The organism is Archangium sp. (genome assembly GCF_036277355.1).
In the GTDB taxonomy this organism is placed as follows: Bacteria; Myxococcota; Myxococcia; order Myxococcales; family Myxococcaceae; genus Archangium.
The window spans coordinates 158,574-174,710 of the sequence record NZ_DASUNC010000076.1 but is presented as its reverse complement, the minus strand read 5'-3'; the positions used below and the strand labels follow the sequence as shown (position 1 = coordinate 174,710).

9 protein-coding genes and 1 pseudogene are annotated in these 16,137 nt (G+C 69.7%); all 10 read left to right on the top strand.

From position 1 onward, the window contains the following. The first annotated feature begins 1 nt into the window (after position 1). Positions 2-685, top strand: coding sequence for a hypothetical protein (locus VFZ09_RS20800; RefSeq protein WP_329729367.1), 684 nt, complete (start codon positions 2-4; stop codon positions 683-685). Positions 686-726: 41 nt separating this feature from the next. Then, the gene (locus VFZ09_RS20795; protein WP_267539747.1) at positions 727-1,089 is read left to right on the top strand and encodes a roadblock/LC7 domain-containing protein; all 363 of its coding nucleotides are present in this window, start codon (positions 727-729) and stop codon (positions 1,087-1,089) included. A gap of 104 nt (positions 1,090-1,193) precedes the next feature. Next, positions 1,194-1,772: an elongation factor P gene (gene efp, locus VFZ09_RS20790; RefSeq protein WP_329729366.1), complete on the top strand. Its 579-nt coding sequence runs from the start codon at positions 1,194-1,196 to the stop codon at positions 1,770-1,772. Between the two features lie 31 nt (positions 1,773-1,803). Continuing rightward, positions 1,804-2,400 (top strand): acetyl-CoA carboxylase biotin carboxyl carrier protein, encoded by a 597-nt coding sequence (gene accB, locus VFZ09_RS20785; RefSeq protein ID WP_414640723.1) that lies wholly within the window; start codon positions 1,804-1,806, stop codon positions 2,398-2,400. A gap of 38 nt (positions 2,401-2,438) precedes the next feature. Then, complete coding sequence (gene accC / locus VFZ09_RS20780) at positions 2,439-3,824, top strand: acetyl-CoA carboxylase biotin carboxylase subunit (RefSeq protein WP_329729365.1); 1,386 nt, start codon at positions 2,439-2,441, stop codon at positions 3,822-3,824. A 188-nt stretch (positions 3,825-4,012) separates the two neighbouring features. Next, positions 4,013-7,192, top strand: a complete 3,180-nt coding sequence (locus VFZ09_RS20775; RefSeq protein ID WP_329729364.1) for a tetratricopeptide repeat protein — start codon at positions 4,013-4,015, stop codon at positions 7,190-7,192. A 24-nt stretch (positions 7,193-7,216) separates the two neighbouring features. Continuing rightward, a complete protein-coding gene (locus tag VFZ09_RS20770) occupies positions 7,217-8,158 on the top strand; it encodes an ExeA family protein (protein ID WP_329729363.1) in 942 nt (313 codons plus the stop codon). A 5-nt stretch (positions 8,159-8,163) separates the two neighbouring features. Continuing rightward, positions 8,164-12,090, top strand: coding sequence for a translocation/assembly module TamB domain-containing protein (locus VFZ09_RS20765; RefSeq protein WP_329729362.1), 3,927 nt, complete (start codon positions 8,164-8,166; stop codon positions 12,088-12,090). A 5-nt stretch (positions 12,091-12,095) separates the two neighbouring features. Continuing rightward, the gene (locus VFZ09_RS20760) at positions 12,096-15,227 is read left to right on the top strand and encodes a POTRA domain-containing protein (protein WP_329729361.1); all 3,132 of its coding nucleotides are present in this window, start codon (positions 12,096-12,098) and stop codon (positions 15,225-15,227) included. Between the two features lie 210 nt (positions 15,228-15,437). Continuing rightward, positions 15,438-16,106, top strand: a pseudogene (locus VFZ09_RS51665) (CHAT domain-containing protein); the annotation flags it as partial. Positions 16,107-16,137: the final 31 nt, after the last annotated feature.

Here is a 16,137-nt window from a genome sequence, read left to right as displayed (position 1 = left end):
CATGAAGCGATTGATGGCGATTGCGGCACTGGCGTTGGCGCAGGCGGGTTGTGTGGCCAACCAGGGTGATGCGGCCGTGCGGTTCCTCGATGCCCGGGCGCTGACGTTCGAGGAGGGCGTGGGCTGCACGCCCGCCGATGACTTCGTGATCGGCTCGGGCCTTCTCGACCTGTCCGGTAGTCTGAACTACCTGCTGGCGATGAGCGTCGAGACGAACAACTCCGTCCAGTCCATCACCGTCAACCAGGAGGAGTTCTCGGGCCAGGGGCTCAGCGACATCACCCTCAACGAGATCGTCTACTCCTACAAGTTCATGCCGCAAGGCGGTACCGATGCCACGAATCTGATCGACACCGAAGAGGAGACCAGTGCCATCTACCGCGTCTTGCGTCCTGGGACCAGCGCGGAGGAGAGCTACGTCTTCATGAACGCGTTCGGCCCCAAGGCGGTCGCGGCACTGCCCGGCAAGGGGGCTGGGACCGTGTTCGCCACCATCAAGGCCCGGGGACGGCTGAGCAGCGGTCAGACGGTGGAGAGCAACAAGTTCACCTTCCCGGTGACCGTGTATACAAGTGGTGCAACCTACGACTGCACGGATCCGGATACAAAGCCTGCCGGCACTTGCGTAAGGGGGCAGGATGTCCTCGTCCCCAGTGGCTCCAACGGCTGCGTTGATGCCACCTAGCGCTTGACCCACTTCCCCGCGCCTCCTACAAGCCAGACGCCATGTCCTTCCGCACGCACCTCGAGTCGGTGGTCAACCAGGTAGACGGGGCCCTGGCCTGCAGTGTGATGGGTTTCGACGGGATCTCCGTGGACACCCATCAGAAGGAAGACGCGGCCGAGCTGGAGCTGAACGGAGCCTGGGTGGAGTACGCCAACCTGCTCGGTCAGCTCCGCCAGGCCGCCGAGACGCTCAAGACGGGGGAGGTCCAGGAGGTCAGCGTGAACAGCGAGCGGGTGCTCACGCTGATGCGCCTCATCTCCCCGGAATACTTCCTGGTGCTGGCGCTCCGGGCGGACGGTAACTATGGAAAGGGCAGGTACGTCCTCCGGGTGATCGCCCCCAAGATTCGCGCCGAGTTGTAGGCCGCCGAGCGGACGGCGCAGCGCGCCGCGCCTTTCCCCTTTGCAAGGCGCGGCGCCTCGGCTAGACACCCCGGACTTTTCAAGCTGTCCGAAGGAGCCTGTCCATGGCTGGTGTCATTGATACGTCCGAGTTCCGCAAGGGCATGAAGATCGAAATCGACGGTGAGCCGTTCGAGATCGTCGAGTTCCAGCACGTCAAGCCGGGCAAGGGCTCGGCCTTCGTGCGTACGTCCATCCGCAGCCTGCTGACCGGGCGTGTGCTCCAGCCGACCCTCAAGTCCGGCGAGAAGGTGGCCAAGCCCGACATCGAAGAGAAGGACATGCAGTTCCTGTACGAGCAGGGCGGCGACTTCTACTTCATGGACACCCGCAACTACGAGCAGACCTTCATCAGCGCCGAGGTCCTCGGGGAGTCCAAGAACTTCCTGAAGGAGAACATCAACGCGGCCATCCTGTTCTACAACGGCAAGGCCATCGGCGTGACGCTGCCGAACTCGGTGGACCTGAAGGTCACCAAGTGCGATCCGGGCGTGCGCGGCGACACCGTGTCCGGCGCGCTGAAGCCGGCCACCATGGAGACGGGCTACACCGTCAACGTGCCGCTCTTCATCAACGAGGGTGACATCCTCAAGATCGACACGCGCGACGGCAAGTACCTCACGCGCGTGGCCACCGCGGGCTAAGAGCCCACTGCGGTTCAGGGAGGGGACGGAATTGGCAACCAAGCGCAAGGCAGTGCGAACGGAGCCCGTGGCCACCGTGCAGCCGGGGAGCGCCCGGATCGAGGGCAACACCACGTCCCTGGACGTGGAGGCGCTCCGGCAGATCGTGGAGATCCTCGAGGCCTCCGAGGTGACGCGGCTCGTCTGGCAGCGGGGTGAGGAGAAGCTGTTCATCCGCCGTGGCCCCGTGCCGGCGCCCACCATCGTGCACGCCGCTCCGGTGTCGCCCTCGGTGAGCCCCGCGCCGGTGATGGCCGCCGCGCCGGTGATGGCCGCGCCTGCTCCCGCCGTGCACCATGCTCCGGCCGCGCCGGCTCCGGCTGCCGCGGCTCCGGCGGCGGAGAAGCCCGGTCACGCCGTCACCAGCCCGTTCGTGGGGACGTTCTACCGGACGCCCGCCCCGGATCAGCCCGCTTTCGTCGAGGTGGGCACGGTGGTGAAGAAGGGCCAGGTGCTCTGCATCATCGAGGCCATGAAGCTGATGAACGAGATCGAAGCCGACGTGGCGGGCCGCGTGGCGGAGATCCTCGTGGAGAACGGGCAGCCGGTGGAGTTTGGCCAGGCGCTCTTCCGCATCGAGCCGGTCTGACATAGCGGGCGCCCAGCGCCCCGCGGAGGCACGACATCGTGTTCAAGAAGGTGCTGATCGCCAACCGCGGGGAGATTGCCCTGCGGGTCATCCGTGCTTGCCGTGAGCTGGGCATCGCCACCGTGGCGGTGCACTCCACGGCGGACGCCAACGCCCTGCACGTGCGGTTCGCCGATGAGTCGGTGTGCATCGGTCCTCCCCCGTCCAAGGAGAGCTACCTCAACATCCCGCAGCTGCTCTCCGCGGCGGAGATCACCCGTGCGGACGCCATCCACCCCGGCTACGGCTTCCTCTCGGAGAACTCCGAGTTCGCCAAGGTGTGCCGGGACTGCAAGATCCACTTCATCGGCCCCCGGCCGGAGATGATCTCGCTGATGGGCAACAAGGTCCGCGCCCGCAACGCCGCGCGCGAGGCCGGCCTGCCCCTGCTGCCCGGCAGCATCGGCACGGTGAAGGATCCCAAGGAGGCCGAGGCCTTCGCCCGGGAGATCGGCTTCCCGGTCATCCTCAAGGCGGCGGCCGGCGGTGGCGGCAAGGGCATGAAGATCGTCCGCGAGCCGCACGCGCTGGCCCAGGCCTTCGCCACGGCGGCGGCCGAGGCCGTGGCCTCCTTCGGCAACGGCGACCTCTACATCGAGCGGTACGTGGAGAAGCCCCGCCACATCGAAATCCAAGTCGTGGCCGACGAGCACGGCCGCATCATCCACCTGGGTGAGCGCGAGTGCTCCGTGCAGCGCCGCCACCAGAAGTTGATCGAAGAGAGCCCGTCCCCGGCCCTCACCCCCGAGCTGCGCCAGCAGATGGGCGAGGTCTCCATCCGCGCCATGGAGAAGCTCGGCTACAACAACGTGGGCACCATCGAGTACCTGCTCGACGAGAACGGGCGCTTCTACTTCATGGAGATGAACACCCGTATCCAGGTGGAGCACCCGGTGACCGAGCTCGTCACCGGCATCGACCTGGTGCGCGAGCAGATCAAGCTCTCCTCCGGCGAGCCCCTCCAGCGCAAGCAGGAGGACATCCAGATGCGCGGCCACGCGATCGAATGCCGCGTCAACGCCGAGGACCCCGTCACCTTCGTCCCCTGGCCGGGGAAGATCACCGCCTACAGCGCGCCCGGCGGCTATGGCGTGCGTGTGGACTCCAGTGCGTACGAGAACTACACGGTGCTGCCGTACTACGACAGCCTGCTGGCCAAGCTGATCGTGTACGCGGAGGACCGGCCCACGGCGATCCGGCGCATGCAGCGGGCGCTGGGCGAGTACGTGGTGCAGGGCATCCGCACCAACATCCCGTTCCACCGGGCGGCCATGGCGGAGGACGCCTTCGTCGAGGGCAACTACGACACGCGCTTCGTGGAGCGGCTGCTGGCGTCCGAGACGGGCACCCACCGGCTGCGCAAGGCCATCGAGGAGACCCCCTAGGCCGGGCCTGCTCGCCTGCTCGCCTGCTCATCGCGCAACCCCCTGATCCTCCTGGGGGTTGGGGTGGGTGGATTCCTTGACCCGCGAGGGAGGATTCCGTTAGCCTCGGGCCTCCCTCGCTGTCTCCTTGAAGGAAGCAGAAACCCCGGATTTTCCTCGGGTTTCGCTCGGCCGGAAGCCCACGCTCGATGGACAAGAACAAGATCATCGAAGCCGCCGCCAAGCTCGTCGCGAAGGGCGCCTACGACAAGGCCATCAAGGAGTACCAGAAGGTCCTGGAAGTAGACCCCAAGGACGGCCGCGTCCTCCAGAAGATGGGGGAGCTGTACCAGAAGAAGAACGACAACGTTCAGGCGGCCCACTACTTCACCAAGGTCGCCGAGGGCTACTCGACCGACGGCTTCTTCCTCAAGGCCGTTGCGCTCTACAAGCAGGTCCTCAAGCTCAACCCCAACCTGCTGGACGTCAATCTCAAGCTGGCGGAGCTCCACCAGCAGCTCGGACTGATGTCCGAGGCCATGGCGTATTTCCAGATCGTCGCCAACCACTACGACAAGGCCGGCGACGTCAAGAACTCCCTGGATACGCTCAAGAAGATGGTGGATCTCGACCCCGAGAACGTGGCGTCGAAGATCAAGCTGGCCGAGCTGTACGCGCGCGAGAACATGCCGCGCGAGGCCACCCAGGAGTTCAAGAAGGCCGCCGAGTACCTCAAGCGCAACAACCGGATGGATGACTGGTTCCGCGTCGCGGAGCGCCTGTCCACCCTGGATCCGGACAACGTGGCGCTGGCCAAGGATCTGGCCCAGCAGTACCTGTCGCGCGGAGATCAGAAGCGCGCGCTGGCCCGGCTCCAGGTGTGCTTCAAGGCGGACGGGCGCGACGTCGAGACGCTCAACATGCTGGCCCAGGCCTTCCACGGGCTCGGCCAGACGGCCAAGACGATCTCCGTCTACAAGGAGCTCGCCAAGGTCTACCAGGAGCGCGGCCGCCACCAGGACGCCAAGAACATCTGGAACCAGGTCGCCGAGCTGGATCCGGCTGATCCCGACTACGAGGCGTACAAGGCCGAGAGCGCCAGTTCGGCTCCGGCCCCCGCGCCCGCCCCCGCACCCGCTCCGGTTCCGCAGCCTGCTCCCGCCAAGGCCCAGGCGGCTCCGGCGCCCGCGCCCCAGCCGACTCCGGCGCCCGCGCCCCAGCCAACTCCGGCGCCCGCGCCCGCCCAGGCCACTGCTCCGGCGCCCACGCCCGCCGCTCCGGCCCAGCCCGGCAAGGAGCAGTTCTCCAAGCTGCTGACGGAGACGGACGTCTACGTCAAATACGGCCTGCACGACAAAGCGCTCGAGCACCTGCGGAAGATCTTCGCGGTGGATCCGGAGAACCTCGACGCGCACGAGAAGGCCTTCCACATCTACGTCGCCTCCGGCAACACGGCCCAGGCCGGGGAGCAGCTGCTCAACGTGCTGCGCCTGTGCACGCGCCGCGCGGACGTGCAGCGCGCCCAGCCGTACCTGGCCATCATCCTCGAGCAGAACCCCGGCCACCCCGAGGTGCCCGCCTTCCTGTCCGTGCTGCAGTCGGATGAGACGGCGCCCGTCGAGGCCGCGCACGTGGAGTCCGTGGGCGAGGACGCCATCCTCGTGGACTCCAGCGACGAGGAGATCGTCGTCGCCGACGCGCCCCCGGATGCCCTGGAGCATCCGCCGGGCGATGAGCTGGCCCTGGTCTCCGCGAGCAGCTCCGAGGAGGAGGAAGGGCAGATCCTCTCCGGCGAGTTCGGCATCCCCGTGGACGCCGAGGAGGGCGTGGTGCTCGCGGACGAGCCCGGCGCGGAGGTGTCGGGCGACGAGCCCCTCTTCGGCGCCGGTGACGAGCCCGAGGAGGCGACGACCGTCTTCATGGAGCCGGCCGGTGAGGACGACGCCCTGGCCGCCCCCTTCGAGGACGAGCCGCTGGTGGCGGATGGGGAGCCCCTGGCGCTCGGCGACGACGAGCCGCAGCCCACGCAGGTGGCCGCGCCCTCGGCCGATCTGCTCCAGAACTCCTTCGAGGACGACGGCTTCTCCGAGGCGGAGCCCACGCGCGTGGCCATGCGCCCGGCGGAGCTGGACGAGCCGACCTCTTCTGGCGCTCCCGCGCTGACCTTCGAGGACGAGGGCACTCCGGTGGACACGCCGGCCCTCGTCGGCTCCTACGAGCTCGAGGAGCCCGAGCTCGAGCCCGAGCCCGCCCCCGTGGTGGCCGCGCCCAAGCCTCCCGCGCCCAGGGCCCCGGTTCCCGCGCCCAAGGCTCCGGCCGCGGCCGCCGCTCCGCCCGCCAAGGCCCAGCCCGCGCCCGCCGCGAAGCCTGCCGCGGCCGCCGCTCCGCCCGCCAAGGCCCAGCCCGCGCCCGCCGCGAAGCCCGCCGTGGCCGCCGCTCCGCCCGCCAAGGCCCAGCCCGCGCCCAAGCCGCAGCCCGTCGTCGCCCAGGTCGAGGAGCCCGCCGAGGAGCCCGCTGGCGAGGAGTGCGACGAGGCCAGCTTCTTCCTGGACCAGGGCCTCTACGAGGAGGCTCGGGAGATCCTCGAGACGGTGCAGATCGCCTTCCCGGGCCACGCGCGCGCGGAAGAGCTCATGGCCCGGCTCGAGGCGCTTGAGTCCGGTGGCGCTCCGGCCGCCGAGGAGCCCGAGGAGACGGCCGAGGCCCTCTCGGTGCCCGCCGTGCCCGCCCTGGGCGAGTCCCCCGCCGAGCGCGATGCGTTCGACCTGGCGGCGGAGCTGGCCGGCGAGTTCGGCGACCTGGGCGGAGAGCAGCCCGCGGCGTCCGCCGTCGAGGAGGACTTCCAGTACTCGGTGGAGGAGGTCTTCGCCGAGTTCAAGAAGGGCCTCGCCAAGGTCGTCAAGCCCGAGGACGTGGACACCCACTACGACCTGGGCATCGCCTACCGCGAGATGGGCCTCATCGACGACGCCCTCAACGAGTTCGCCGTGGCCCGCGAGGGCTGCATGGGCAAGAAGCGTGAGGTGGATTGCCTCACGATGATCGGCCTGCTGCAGGCCCAGAAGGGCGATGCCGGCGCGTCCGTGGGCACCTTCAAGCAGGCGCTCGCCAGCGAGCACGCCACCGGCGAGGTCGCCAAGGCCATCGGCTTCGAGCTGGGTCTGGCCTACCAGGCCATCGGCGAGGAGGGCAAGGCCCTCTACCACTACCAGCGCGTGGCGGCGCTCGACCCGAATTTCCGGGAGGTCTCCGGCCACGTGCAGCGGCTGGCCGCCACCACGTCTCCGGTGCCGGATCCCCTGCCACCGAAGGCGCCCACCGCTCCTCCCCCCGGTGCCATGCCCGCGGCCGCCGGAGCCGCCCGGCCGCGTAAGGTAGGCTACGTCTAGCGCAGTCCGAGGTTCGCCGAGCCCATGTCCACCTACCTCGACTATTTCGAGCTCACCCAGGAGCCCTTCTCCAACGCTCCGGTGAGCCGCTTCTATTACAACTCGGCCCAGCACTCCCAGGCGCTGACCCGGCTCATGCACTCGGTCAGCTACATGAAGGGTCTGTCGATCCTCATCGGCGACATCGGGGCCGGCAAGACGACGCTCGCGCGCCGCATGCTCGACTCGCTCCCCGAGTCCGAGTACGAGGCCGCGCTGCTCGTCATCATCCACTCGGGCATCACCGCCAACTGGCTGCTGCGCCGCATCGCCCTGCAGCTGGGCGTGGAGAACCCCGCCCAGGAGAAGCTGGCCCTCCTGTCCCAGCTCTACCAGCGCCTGCTGCAAATCTACGAGTCCGGCAAGAAGGCCGTCGTCCTCATCGACGAGGCCCAGATGCTGGAGACGCGCGAGCTCATGGAGGAGTTCCGGGGGCTGCTCAACCTGGAGGTCCCCGAGCGCAAGCTCATCTCCTTCGTCTTCTTCGGGCTGCCGGAGATCGAGAAGAACCTCAAGCTGGACCCGCCGCTCGCCCAGCGCGTGTCGCTCCGCTACAAGCTGGAGCCCTTCACCGCCGAGTCCACCGAGGCCTACATCAAGCACCGCCTCCGGTTGGCCAGCTGCCCGCGCATGCCGTTCACCAACGAGGCCCTGGTCGCCGTGCACCAGCGCTCGGGCGGCACCCCGCGCGTCATCAACAGCATCTGCGACAACGCCCTCTTCGAGGCCTTCCTCGCCCGCGAGCAGACCATCACCGACAAGCTCATCCACCGCATCGCCGACAACCTGGGACTCCAGGGTTCGGCTCTGCCGGAAGGGCAACAGAAGTCCGCCCCCGCCGCTGGCCCGAGCAGTCGGGCAAGCGGCAACTCGAAGATCGATCTCGCGGAGATCGACCGTTACCTTGAGGGGTTGGGTAAGCTGTAGCCGTTTTGGCTCCCCGGAACAGGCAGCAGGGCGCGCGCAGGCCGCCGCTGTGGCTCATCGTCCTCACGCTCGTGCTGGGGACGGTGCTGGTCCTTCGTACGCGCACCGCCTGGGACCAACTGTGCACGCAGGCCCGGCGCCAGCTGCCCACGTTGCTGGGGATGGAAGTGGGCGTCGGCGAGTGCGAGGTGGATCCACTCGGCCAGCGCCTCATCCTCCGCGGCCTGTCCGTCTTCGAGAAGGGCGCGGACACGCCCCTGTTCGCCGCGGACTCGGCCGAGGTGCAGCTCGGCCTGCCCAACCCGTTCTCCGGTCAGCTCGCCATCGACCTGGTGAAGGTGCACCGGCCGCGCGTGTCGCTGGACCTGACCCGTCCCAGGGCTCCCGCGGGTGAGCCCGGCGAGTGTCTGCTCAAGCCACTGCGGCGCTTGCGGCTGGCGCGCGTGGCCATCACCGGCGCGGAGGTGCGGCTGGCGCTGCCCGGCGATCGGCACGTGGAGCTGTCCGAGCTGGACGTCAGCCTGCGCGAGCGCTGGGGCGAGGAGGAGTTCGAGGTGGAGGCCCGGCGCGGCCTGGTCCACCTGGCTCCGGGACAGGAGCTCACCCTCGGACGGCTCGCGCTCTCGGGCGCGCTGGACGTGGACGAGGAGCTGCTGGAGCTGGACCGCGCCGAGGCGTCGCTGGACGAGCTGACGGTGAACATCTCCGGCCGCGTGGAGCAGCTGTGCGAGCCCATGCTCGCGCTGGATGCCCAGGTGTTCCTCCCGCTGCGCACGCTGTCGCGCTTGGGAGTGCTGAAGAAGCCCGCGGAGGGCCACCTCTGGACGCGGCTCACGGCCAACGGCCGCCCCACGGCGCCCAGCGTGTCCGTGGAGGTGTCGGGCAGCGGCATCTCCTATGCGCAGTACTCCCCGGGCTCCTTCACCGCGCGGCTGGCGTACGCCGGTGAGCTGGTGACGGTGGAGGAGCTGCTCGTCCCCATCGGCTCGGGCGGCAACGCGCGCATCACCGGCACGCTCGCGCTCCGTCCGGGGCTGCCCGTCGAGGTGGACCTGGAGACGCATGAGGCGCAGTTCGGCCGCATCCTCGAGAAGGCCGGCCTGACGGGCTCCTGGGTGGACTTCCCGGCCAACGCCAGGGCCCACCTGTCCGGCACGCTGCTGCCCAGGCCCAACCTGTCGGGCGACCTGGATCTGCGCCACGGCCGCTTCATCCTCGCCTCGCGCGCCTTCGATGCGCCCGTGGACTCCGGGCGCACCCTCCTCACCTACGCGGGCGGCCACGTGCGCACGCAGGTGTCGCTCCTGCCCGACCGCGTCACCTTCTCCGGTATCGAGATCGACTCGGGCCGCTCGCGCATCGGCGGCGACGTGACGCTCTTCTACGACTCGCAGAAGGGCCTCCTCGTCAACGCGCACGGCGACGCGGACCTCTCCGACTTCGGCCACATCGCCCAGCTGCCGTGGGCCGGACATGGCGCGGTGAGCACCACCGTCGAGGGCCCGTACTCGCAGGTGAAGATCGGCGCCACCCTGTCCCTGCGCGACTTCATGTTCTGGGACTTCGACCTGGGCGTGGTGCAGGGGAAGATCACCTACGCGGACAAGGTGCTGGGCTTCCCGACCCTCTCCGGCCAGAAGGGGCGCACCCAGTACTTCGGCAAGGCGGAGCTCACCTTCGGGCGCTCGCTGCACACGCGCGCCGAGGTGCAGGTGCCGCGCGGCCGCACCGAGGATCTGATCGACATCATCGCCCCGCTGCACTCCACCATCTCCGTCATGCAGGGGCCCATGCAGGGCGAGGTCTCGGGCCGGGTGGAGATCGACAGCCCGATGGACCAGTTCTCCGGTCTGGTGGCCCTGGACTTCAAGGACACCACCTACTACGGGCGGCACATGGGCAAAGGCTCGGCCCGGCTGCGCTTCGACAATGGCGAGGCCATGGTGCTCGAGCGCACGGTGCTGGAGGGCCGGCTGGGCCGCACCTGGGTGGATGGGAGCTTCTTCTTCTCCGGGCCCCAGAAGGGCGTGCTGGACTACCGCTTCGGCGGCGACAACCTGTCCCTCGCGGAGCTCGCCGGCCAGGAGACCGCCGAGCGCATGGGCCTGAGCGCCACGCTGGCCCTGGAAGGCACCGTCTCCGGCAACACGGACGTGCCGGTGACCACGGCCCACGTGTCCGGCCCGCAGGTCATCTTCGGCGGCCGCAACCTCGGCAACATGGGCTTCGAGGCCCGCATGGAAGGGCGGGAGCTGCAGCTCGCCGGCCGTCCCTCCCGCGACACCTCCGGCATCCTGTGGATGCGCGTGAAGGAGCCCTATCCCTTCGAGGCCGCGGTGACGCTGGAGCTGCCCGAAATCCGGCCGCTGTTGCCCGTCAACGACTTCACCCACGGCCTGTCCGGCTCCGTCAAGGCGGTGGTGCGGGCGCAGGGCGCGTTGAAGAACGCCCAGGCCATCCAGATGGACGCCACCGTGGAGCGGCTCACCCTGGCCCGCGGCGCGTTCTCCGGCGCCAACGAGGGCCCCATCTCCCTGCGCTTCGCCAACGGGCGCCTGGACGTGCCCTCCTTCTCCTTCCGCGGGCCAGACACCGAGCTGTCCGCGGCCGGGTGGATCAGCTCCGAGCAAATGGACTTCTACCTGCGCGGCGGCATGAACCTGGGCCTGCTCGAGTCCGTCTCACCCATGCTGGTGCGCACCGGCGGCCGTGTGGAGCTCAGCGCCGTGGCCACGGGCAGCCCGCGCACGCCCAAGGTGGCGGGCTCGGCCCTCATCTCCGACGCCAAGCTGTCCCTGCGCGACCAGCCGCTGTCCGTGCGCGACGTGAAGGGCCGCGTCGCCTTCACCGGCCAGCGCATCCTCCTGGAGTCCCTCGAGGGCTTCCTCAACGAGGGCCGCATGCAGGGCAGCGGCGAGGTCTCCCTGGCCGACTTCCGCCCCTCGGAGCTGATGATGAACGTGGCCCTCACCGACGTGGCCACGCGCTTCCACGAGGACCTGCCCTTCACCACCAGCGGCCGGTTGTGGCTCACCGGCACCCTGGACGCCATGCGCCTGGGCGGCGTCATGGACATCCGCAACCTGCGCTACCGCCGCGGCCTGGAGCTGGATGACATCCTCAAGCGCTTCTCCCGGCGCAGCGTGCTGGCCTCCCCCGCGGAGAAGCCCCGCGAGTACCTCACCTTCGACGTGGGCCTGCTCCTCACCGACGTGTGGGTGGACAACAACCTCGCCCGCGCACGGCTGCTCGGCTCGCTCAAGCTCACCGGCACCAACGTGCGCCCGGGTGTCCTCGGCGTGGTGGAGACCGCCGAGGGCAGCCAGGCCTTCTTCCGCAACAACCAGTTCACCATCGACCGCGGGCAGATCGAGTTCCAGGACCGCTACAGCATCGACCCCATGTTCGACCTGCGCGCCCAGGCCCAGGTGCGCGAGTACCAGGTGAAACTCCATGCCTTCGGCCGCCCGGCCGCTCCCCAGCTGCTCCTCACCTCGGAGCCGAGCCTCACCGAGGGCGATGTGCTGTCGCTCCTCACCCTGGGTCTCACCAGCACCGACAAGGAGACGGCCGCCTCGGCCAGCGCGGGCCTCGCCGCCGAGGCCTTCTTCAACATCTCCGGCCTGGACCGGCAGGTGCAGCGCTTCCTGCCCTCCAACCCCGTCCTGCGCGGCCTGTCCCTGCAGATCTCCACCACCTACAACGACGCCACCCAGCAGGCCGAGCCAACCGCCCGCTTGGAGTCGAAGTTCCTCACGGAGCAGCTTAAGATTGGCTTGACGCAGCCCGTCAGTGGGCGTGGAACTCGCGCTCGCGCCGAGTACCTTTTCGACAATCGCTTCTCCCTCCGGGGCCAGTGGGACAACGAGAACAGCGAGACTGCCTTCGGCAACCCTGGGATCGAGCTCAAGTTGAGCTGGGAGTCCCAGTAACGCTCGTGCTCTGCCTGCTGCTGGCCAGCGCCGCGATGGCGCAGCCGGCGAAGGAGGTGGAGCCAGCGAAGGCCGCCGGGGCACAGGCCTCGGAGACGGCGCCGCTCCCCGTGCGCCCGGAGCCGGTGCTGCCGGCCGGTCCCACGGTGGTGGCGGTGGAGCTGCACCTGCCCGCGGAGGAGGACTCGGCGGGGCTGGCGGAGCTGGTGGCGGTGCGCAAGGGACAGGCGCTGTCGGCCCGCGCGGTGCGCCGCTCGGTGGAGCGGCTGTGGTCCAGCGGGCGCTTCTCCGACGTCGTCGTGCGCACCGTGGACGTGCCCGAGGGCGTGCGCGTCGTCTTCGAGCTCACCTCCATGGCGCGCATCCGCCGCATCGACGTGGAGGGCAACGTCGTCCTCTCCGACGCGGCGCTCCGGGCGGCGCTGAAGGTGGACGGCATCGAGCAGGACAAGCTGCTCGACGAGGACGTGCTGAGGACGGCCTTGAAGGGCCTGTCCCGCGCGTACGAGCGCCAGGGCTACAACGACGCGCGCGTCCAGCTCACGCGCGAGACCGTGGCCGGAGGCGTGGCGCTCGTCTTCACCGTCTTCGAGGGCAGCCCCACGCGGGTGGCGGCCGTCTCGGTGACGGGCAGCCCCGGCCTTCCCTTGTCCGAGCTGCTCGCCACGCTGGGCCTGCGCGTGGGCGGCGTGCTGGACCGCGGTGGCCTGGAGTCCGGACTGGAGCGGCTGCGGACGCTGCTGCGCTCGCGCGGCTACTGGCGCGCCACGGTGGGCCAGCCCAAACAGCAGGGCGCGGGCGACGCGGCGACGGTGGTGGTGCCCATCTCCGCCGGGCCCCGCTTCACCTTCCACTTCCACGGCAACCACCGCTTCCCGGACACCGTGCTGGCGCGGATGCTCTCCTACGACGGCTCGGAGCCGCTGGACTCGCAGACGGTGGCGCGGCTGGCGCGGCGGTTGGAGTCCTTCTACCGCTACCGCGGCTTCAACGACGTGCACGTGGAGACGCGCGAGGTGCACCGCCCGGATGGCGAGGCGGCGGTGCTCGCCTTCGACATCGAGGAGGGCCACCCGCTGCGCGTGCGGCGCGTCATCTTCCGCGGCAACAAGGTCCTCTCCAACGAGACCCTGCGCGAGATGCTCACCGAGCACGTGCGCTCCAACGAGCCCCAGCCGGCCTCGGGGCCGCTGCTGTCGGACGCGGTGGAGATGGGGCCCGGCAAGCGCCACCTGGGGCCTCCCGAGTGGGTGCACAACCCGGCCACCGTCTTCGTCGAGGAGGCGTGGCGGGACGCGGCGGAGGTGATGACGGAGGCCTACCGCGAGCGCGGCTTCCTCCAGGCCCGGGTGCGCTTCACCAAGATGGAGCTGGCGGTGGGCCGGCGCTCGGCGGTGGGCTGGTTCGACGTGGTCGAGGGGCCGCAGATGCGCGTGTCCGAGATGCGCATCGAGGGCGGGCCCCCGGGCTTCGACGGACGCAAGCTGGTGCCCCTCGAGGTGGGCGAGCCCATGAGCAACGACGCGGTGGAGCGCGGGCAGCAGGCGCTCGTCACCGAGCTGGCGCGCAAGGGCTACCTCTTCGCCCGCGCGGATGCGGCGCCGAACCTCGCGGCCGGCGGCGTGAGCGTCCTCTACCGCCTGGAGCCGGGTCCCCAGGTGACGGTGGGCCGCATCCTCGTGCGCGGCACCTCGCGCACCAACGAGGAGGTGGTCCGCGCCACGGTGCGCCTCAAGGAGGACGAGGTGCTCAGCCCGGACAAGCTCTTCGAGAGCCAGCGCCGGCTCACGCTCCTCAACATCTTCCGGCAGGCCACGGTGCGGCTGGAGAAGCCGGACGTGCCCGAGGCCAGCAAGGACGTGGTGGTGGAGGTGCGCGAGCGTCCGCGCTGGGAGGGCGAGGTCGCCGGTGGCTACTTCCTGGCGGAAGGTCCCCGTCTGGGCCTGGACGTGTCTCGCTCCAACGTGGATGGGCGCGGGCTCAACCTGTCCGGCCGGTTGAAGCTCAACTACATCGGCTGGAGCGCGCAGGGCTGGGAGAAGGCCGCCATCGCCCGCGCCCGCTGCACCGCGGTGCCCGAGGAGTGCAAGGCGCCCGAGCCGTATGCCTGGGTGAGTGACTTCGGTGGCCGCGTCGTGCTGTCCGCCGCCCAGCCGCGGCTCTACGGCCTGCTGCCCCTGGAAGTGGGCGCCCGCTTCGATCTCATCGGCGAGCGCGTGCACCGGCCCTCGTACCTGTCCACCCGAGCCGCCGCGGTGGCGGGCCTGGACTGGTCCGCGACGCGTTGGCTGAGCTTCGGGTTGCAGTACGAGTTGGAAGGCAACCTGCTGGAGCGGGGAGAGCGCCAGCTCACCGCGCCGAGCCGCGCGGACCAGGAGCGTCTGCGCTTCCCCACCGGCTTCTTCATCCTGAACTCGCTGCGCGCCTCGGGCGCGGTGGACCTGCGGGATGACCCGGCCAACCCGCGCAGGGGCCTGGTGGTGTCCACCAGCGCCGAGCTGATGCGCGACATCCGCTCGCTGCCGACGAACGCCAGCGGCGAGCCCACGGAGGCCCAGCCCATCAACGGCGTGAAGCTGATGGGGAACGTGAGCGGCTACGTGCCCCTGCCGTCCCGTACGGTGCTGGCCCTGTCCGTGCGCGGCGGCACCATCGTGCCCCTGGAGCAGGACTCCTGGGTCATCGGCTCCAAACGCTTCTACCTGGGCGGCTCCTCCAGCCTGCGAGGCTTCCGCGAGGACGGCATCCTTGGCGAGGACCGGCGTACGTCGCTGCGGCGGCAGCTGGCCGACTGCCGCTCCCTGGTGCACCCGGCGGGATGCTCCACGGAACTGCTGACCATCCTCGCCGGCCAGCCGCCCACCAGCGAAGGCGGGCAGCTGTTCACCCTCGCCAAGGGCGAGCTGCGCATTCCCGTGGGCTCCTCCTTCGACGTGGGCCTGTTCCTCGAGGCGGGCAACCTCTGGGAAGACCTGGAGCAGTACCAGTTCGCCGCGTTGCGCTACTCGACGGGCATCGGCGCCCGCTACCAGACGCCGGTGGGCCCGCTGTCCTTCGACGTGGGCGTCAACCTGGACCCCGACGAGACGCTCAACGAGCCGCTCATGCAGTTCCACTTCAGCATCGGCACCTTCTGAGCCTGCTTCTGAGCTCTTCAGGCCACAGGGCCTGGCAGGGGCGTCGGGGGCCGCCTCCCTGGCTCCTCCCGGAGGGTCCCATGGCTCACAGGGCGCCGGTGGACACTCTACTCCGGGGAGCATCCTGACTCGGGAGGGTGGGCGGTGTTGTCCAGGAAATGGCTGGAGATCGATCTCGAGCGTGTCGAGGGGGGCATCCGCGCCGCCGCGATGGGCTGCCGGGGTGAGCACCCCGTTCCCCATACGCTCCCGGCCGTCACCCTGGAGCAATTGAGCCTTTTCGCCCGGAACACCGAGAAGGCCGCCGCTCGCGCCGAGCCCCTGGGGGAGAACCTGAAGCAGGCGCAGACCTTCTACCAGGCCCTCTTCCAGAAGGGCCTCGAGGAGGTGCTGGTGCGATTGCGTGAGGCCTCGGGCGACGAGCAGGTCCTCGTGCGGTTGATGATTCACGATGCCGCGCTCCAGGCCTTCCCCTGGGAGGCGCTCTGCGAGCCGGAGACGACCCTGTCCTTCCTGGGCAACTCGCCGGAGCTGCTCCTGGCCCGCGGCGTGAGCTCGACGGATCCCTGGCAACCCCGCGAGGTGGAGGGCGCGGTGCGGGTCCTGGCGATCGCCCCCTCGGACGAGTCGGCCCTCACGGGGCTCCGGGCCGCGCTCCACGACAGCATCGAGTCCGGGGAGATCGAATGGTTGGATCCGCTCGTGGGCGCCCGGGCCCGGCTGCCCTACCTCTCCGACTGGCTGAAGCGCGGGCGCACGCCCCACATCCTCCACTTCATCGGGCACGGGAGTGTCGACGAGAAGGGCGTCCCCCGCCTCCTGTTCGAGGATGACGAGGGCCAGGAGCGCGGGGTGGAGGTGGAATGGCTGGCCCAGCAGCTGCGGACGGACTTCCGCAGGGACCTGCGGT

Bases quoted from the DNA above. Each gene is read 5' to 3' on its own strand.
- VFZ09_RS20800 (WP_329729367.1), top strand. From the start codon at position 2: ATGAAGCGATTGATGGCGATTGCGGCACTGGCGTTGGCGCAGGCGGGT.
- VFZ09_RS20795 (WP_267539747.1), top strand. From the start codon at position 727: ATGTCCTTCCGCACGCACCTCGAGTCGGTGGTCAACCAGGTAGACGGG.
- efp (WP_329729366.1), top strand. From the start codon at position 1,194: ATGGCTGGTGTCATTGATACGTCCGAGTTCCGCAAGGGCATGAAGATC.
- VFZ09_RS20775 (WP_329729364.1), top strand. From the start codon at position 4,013: ATGGACAAGAACAAGATCATCGAAGCCGCCGCCAAGCTCGTCGCGAAG.
- VFZ09_RS20770 (WP_329729363.1), top strand. From the start codon at position 7,217: ATGTCCACCTACCTCGACTATTTCGAGCTCACCCAGGAGCCCTTCTCC.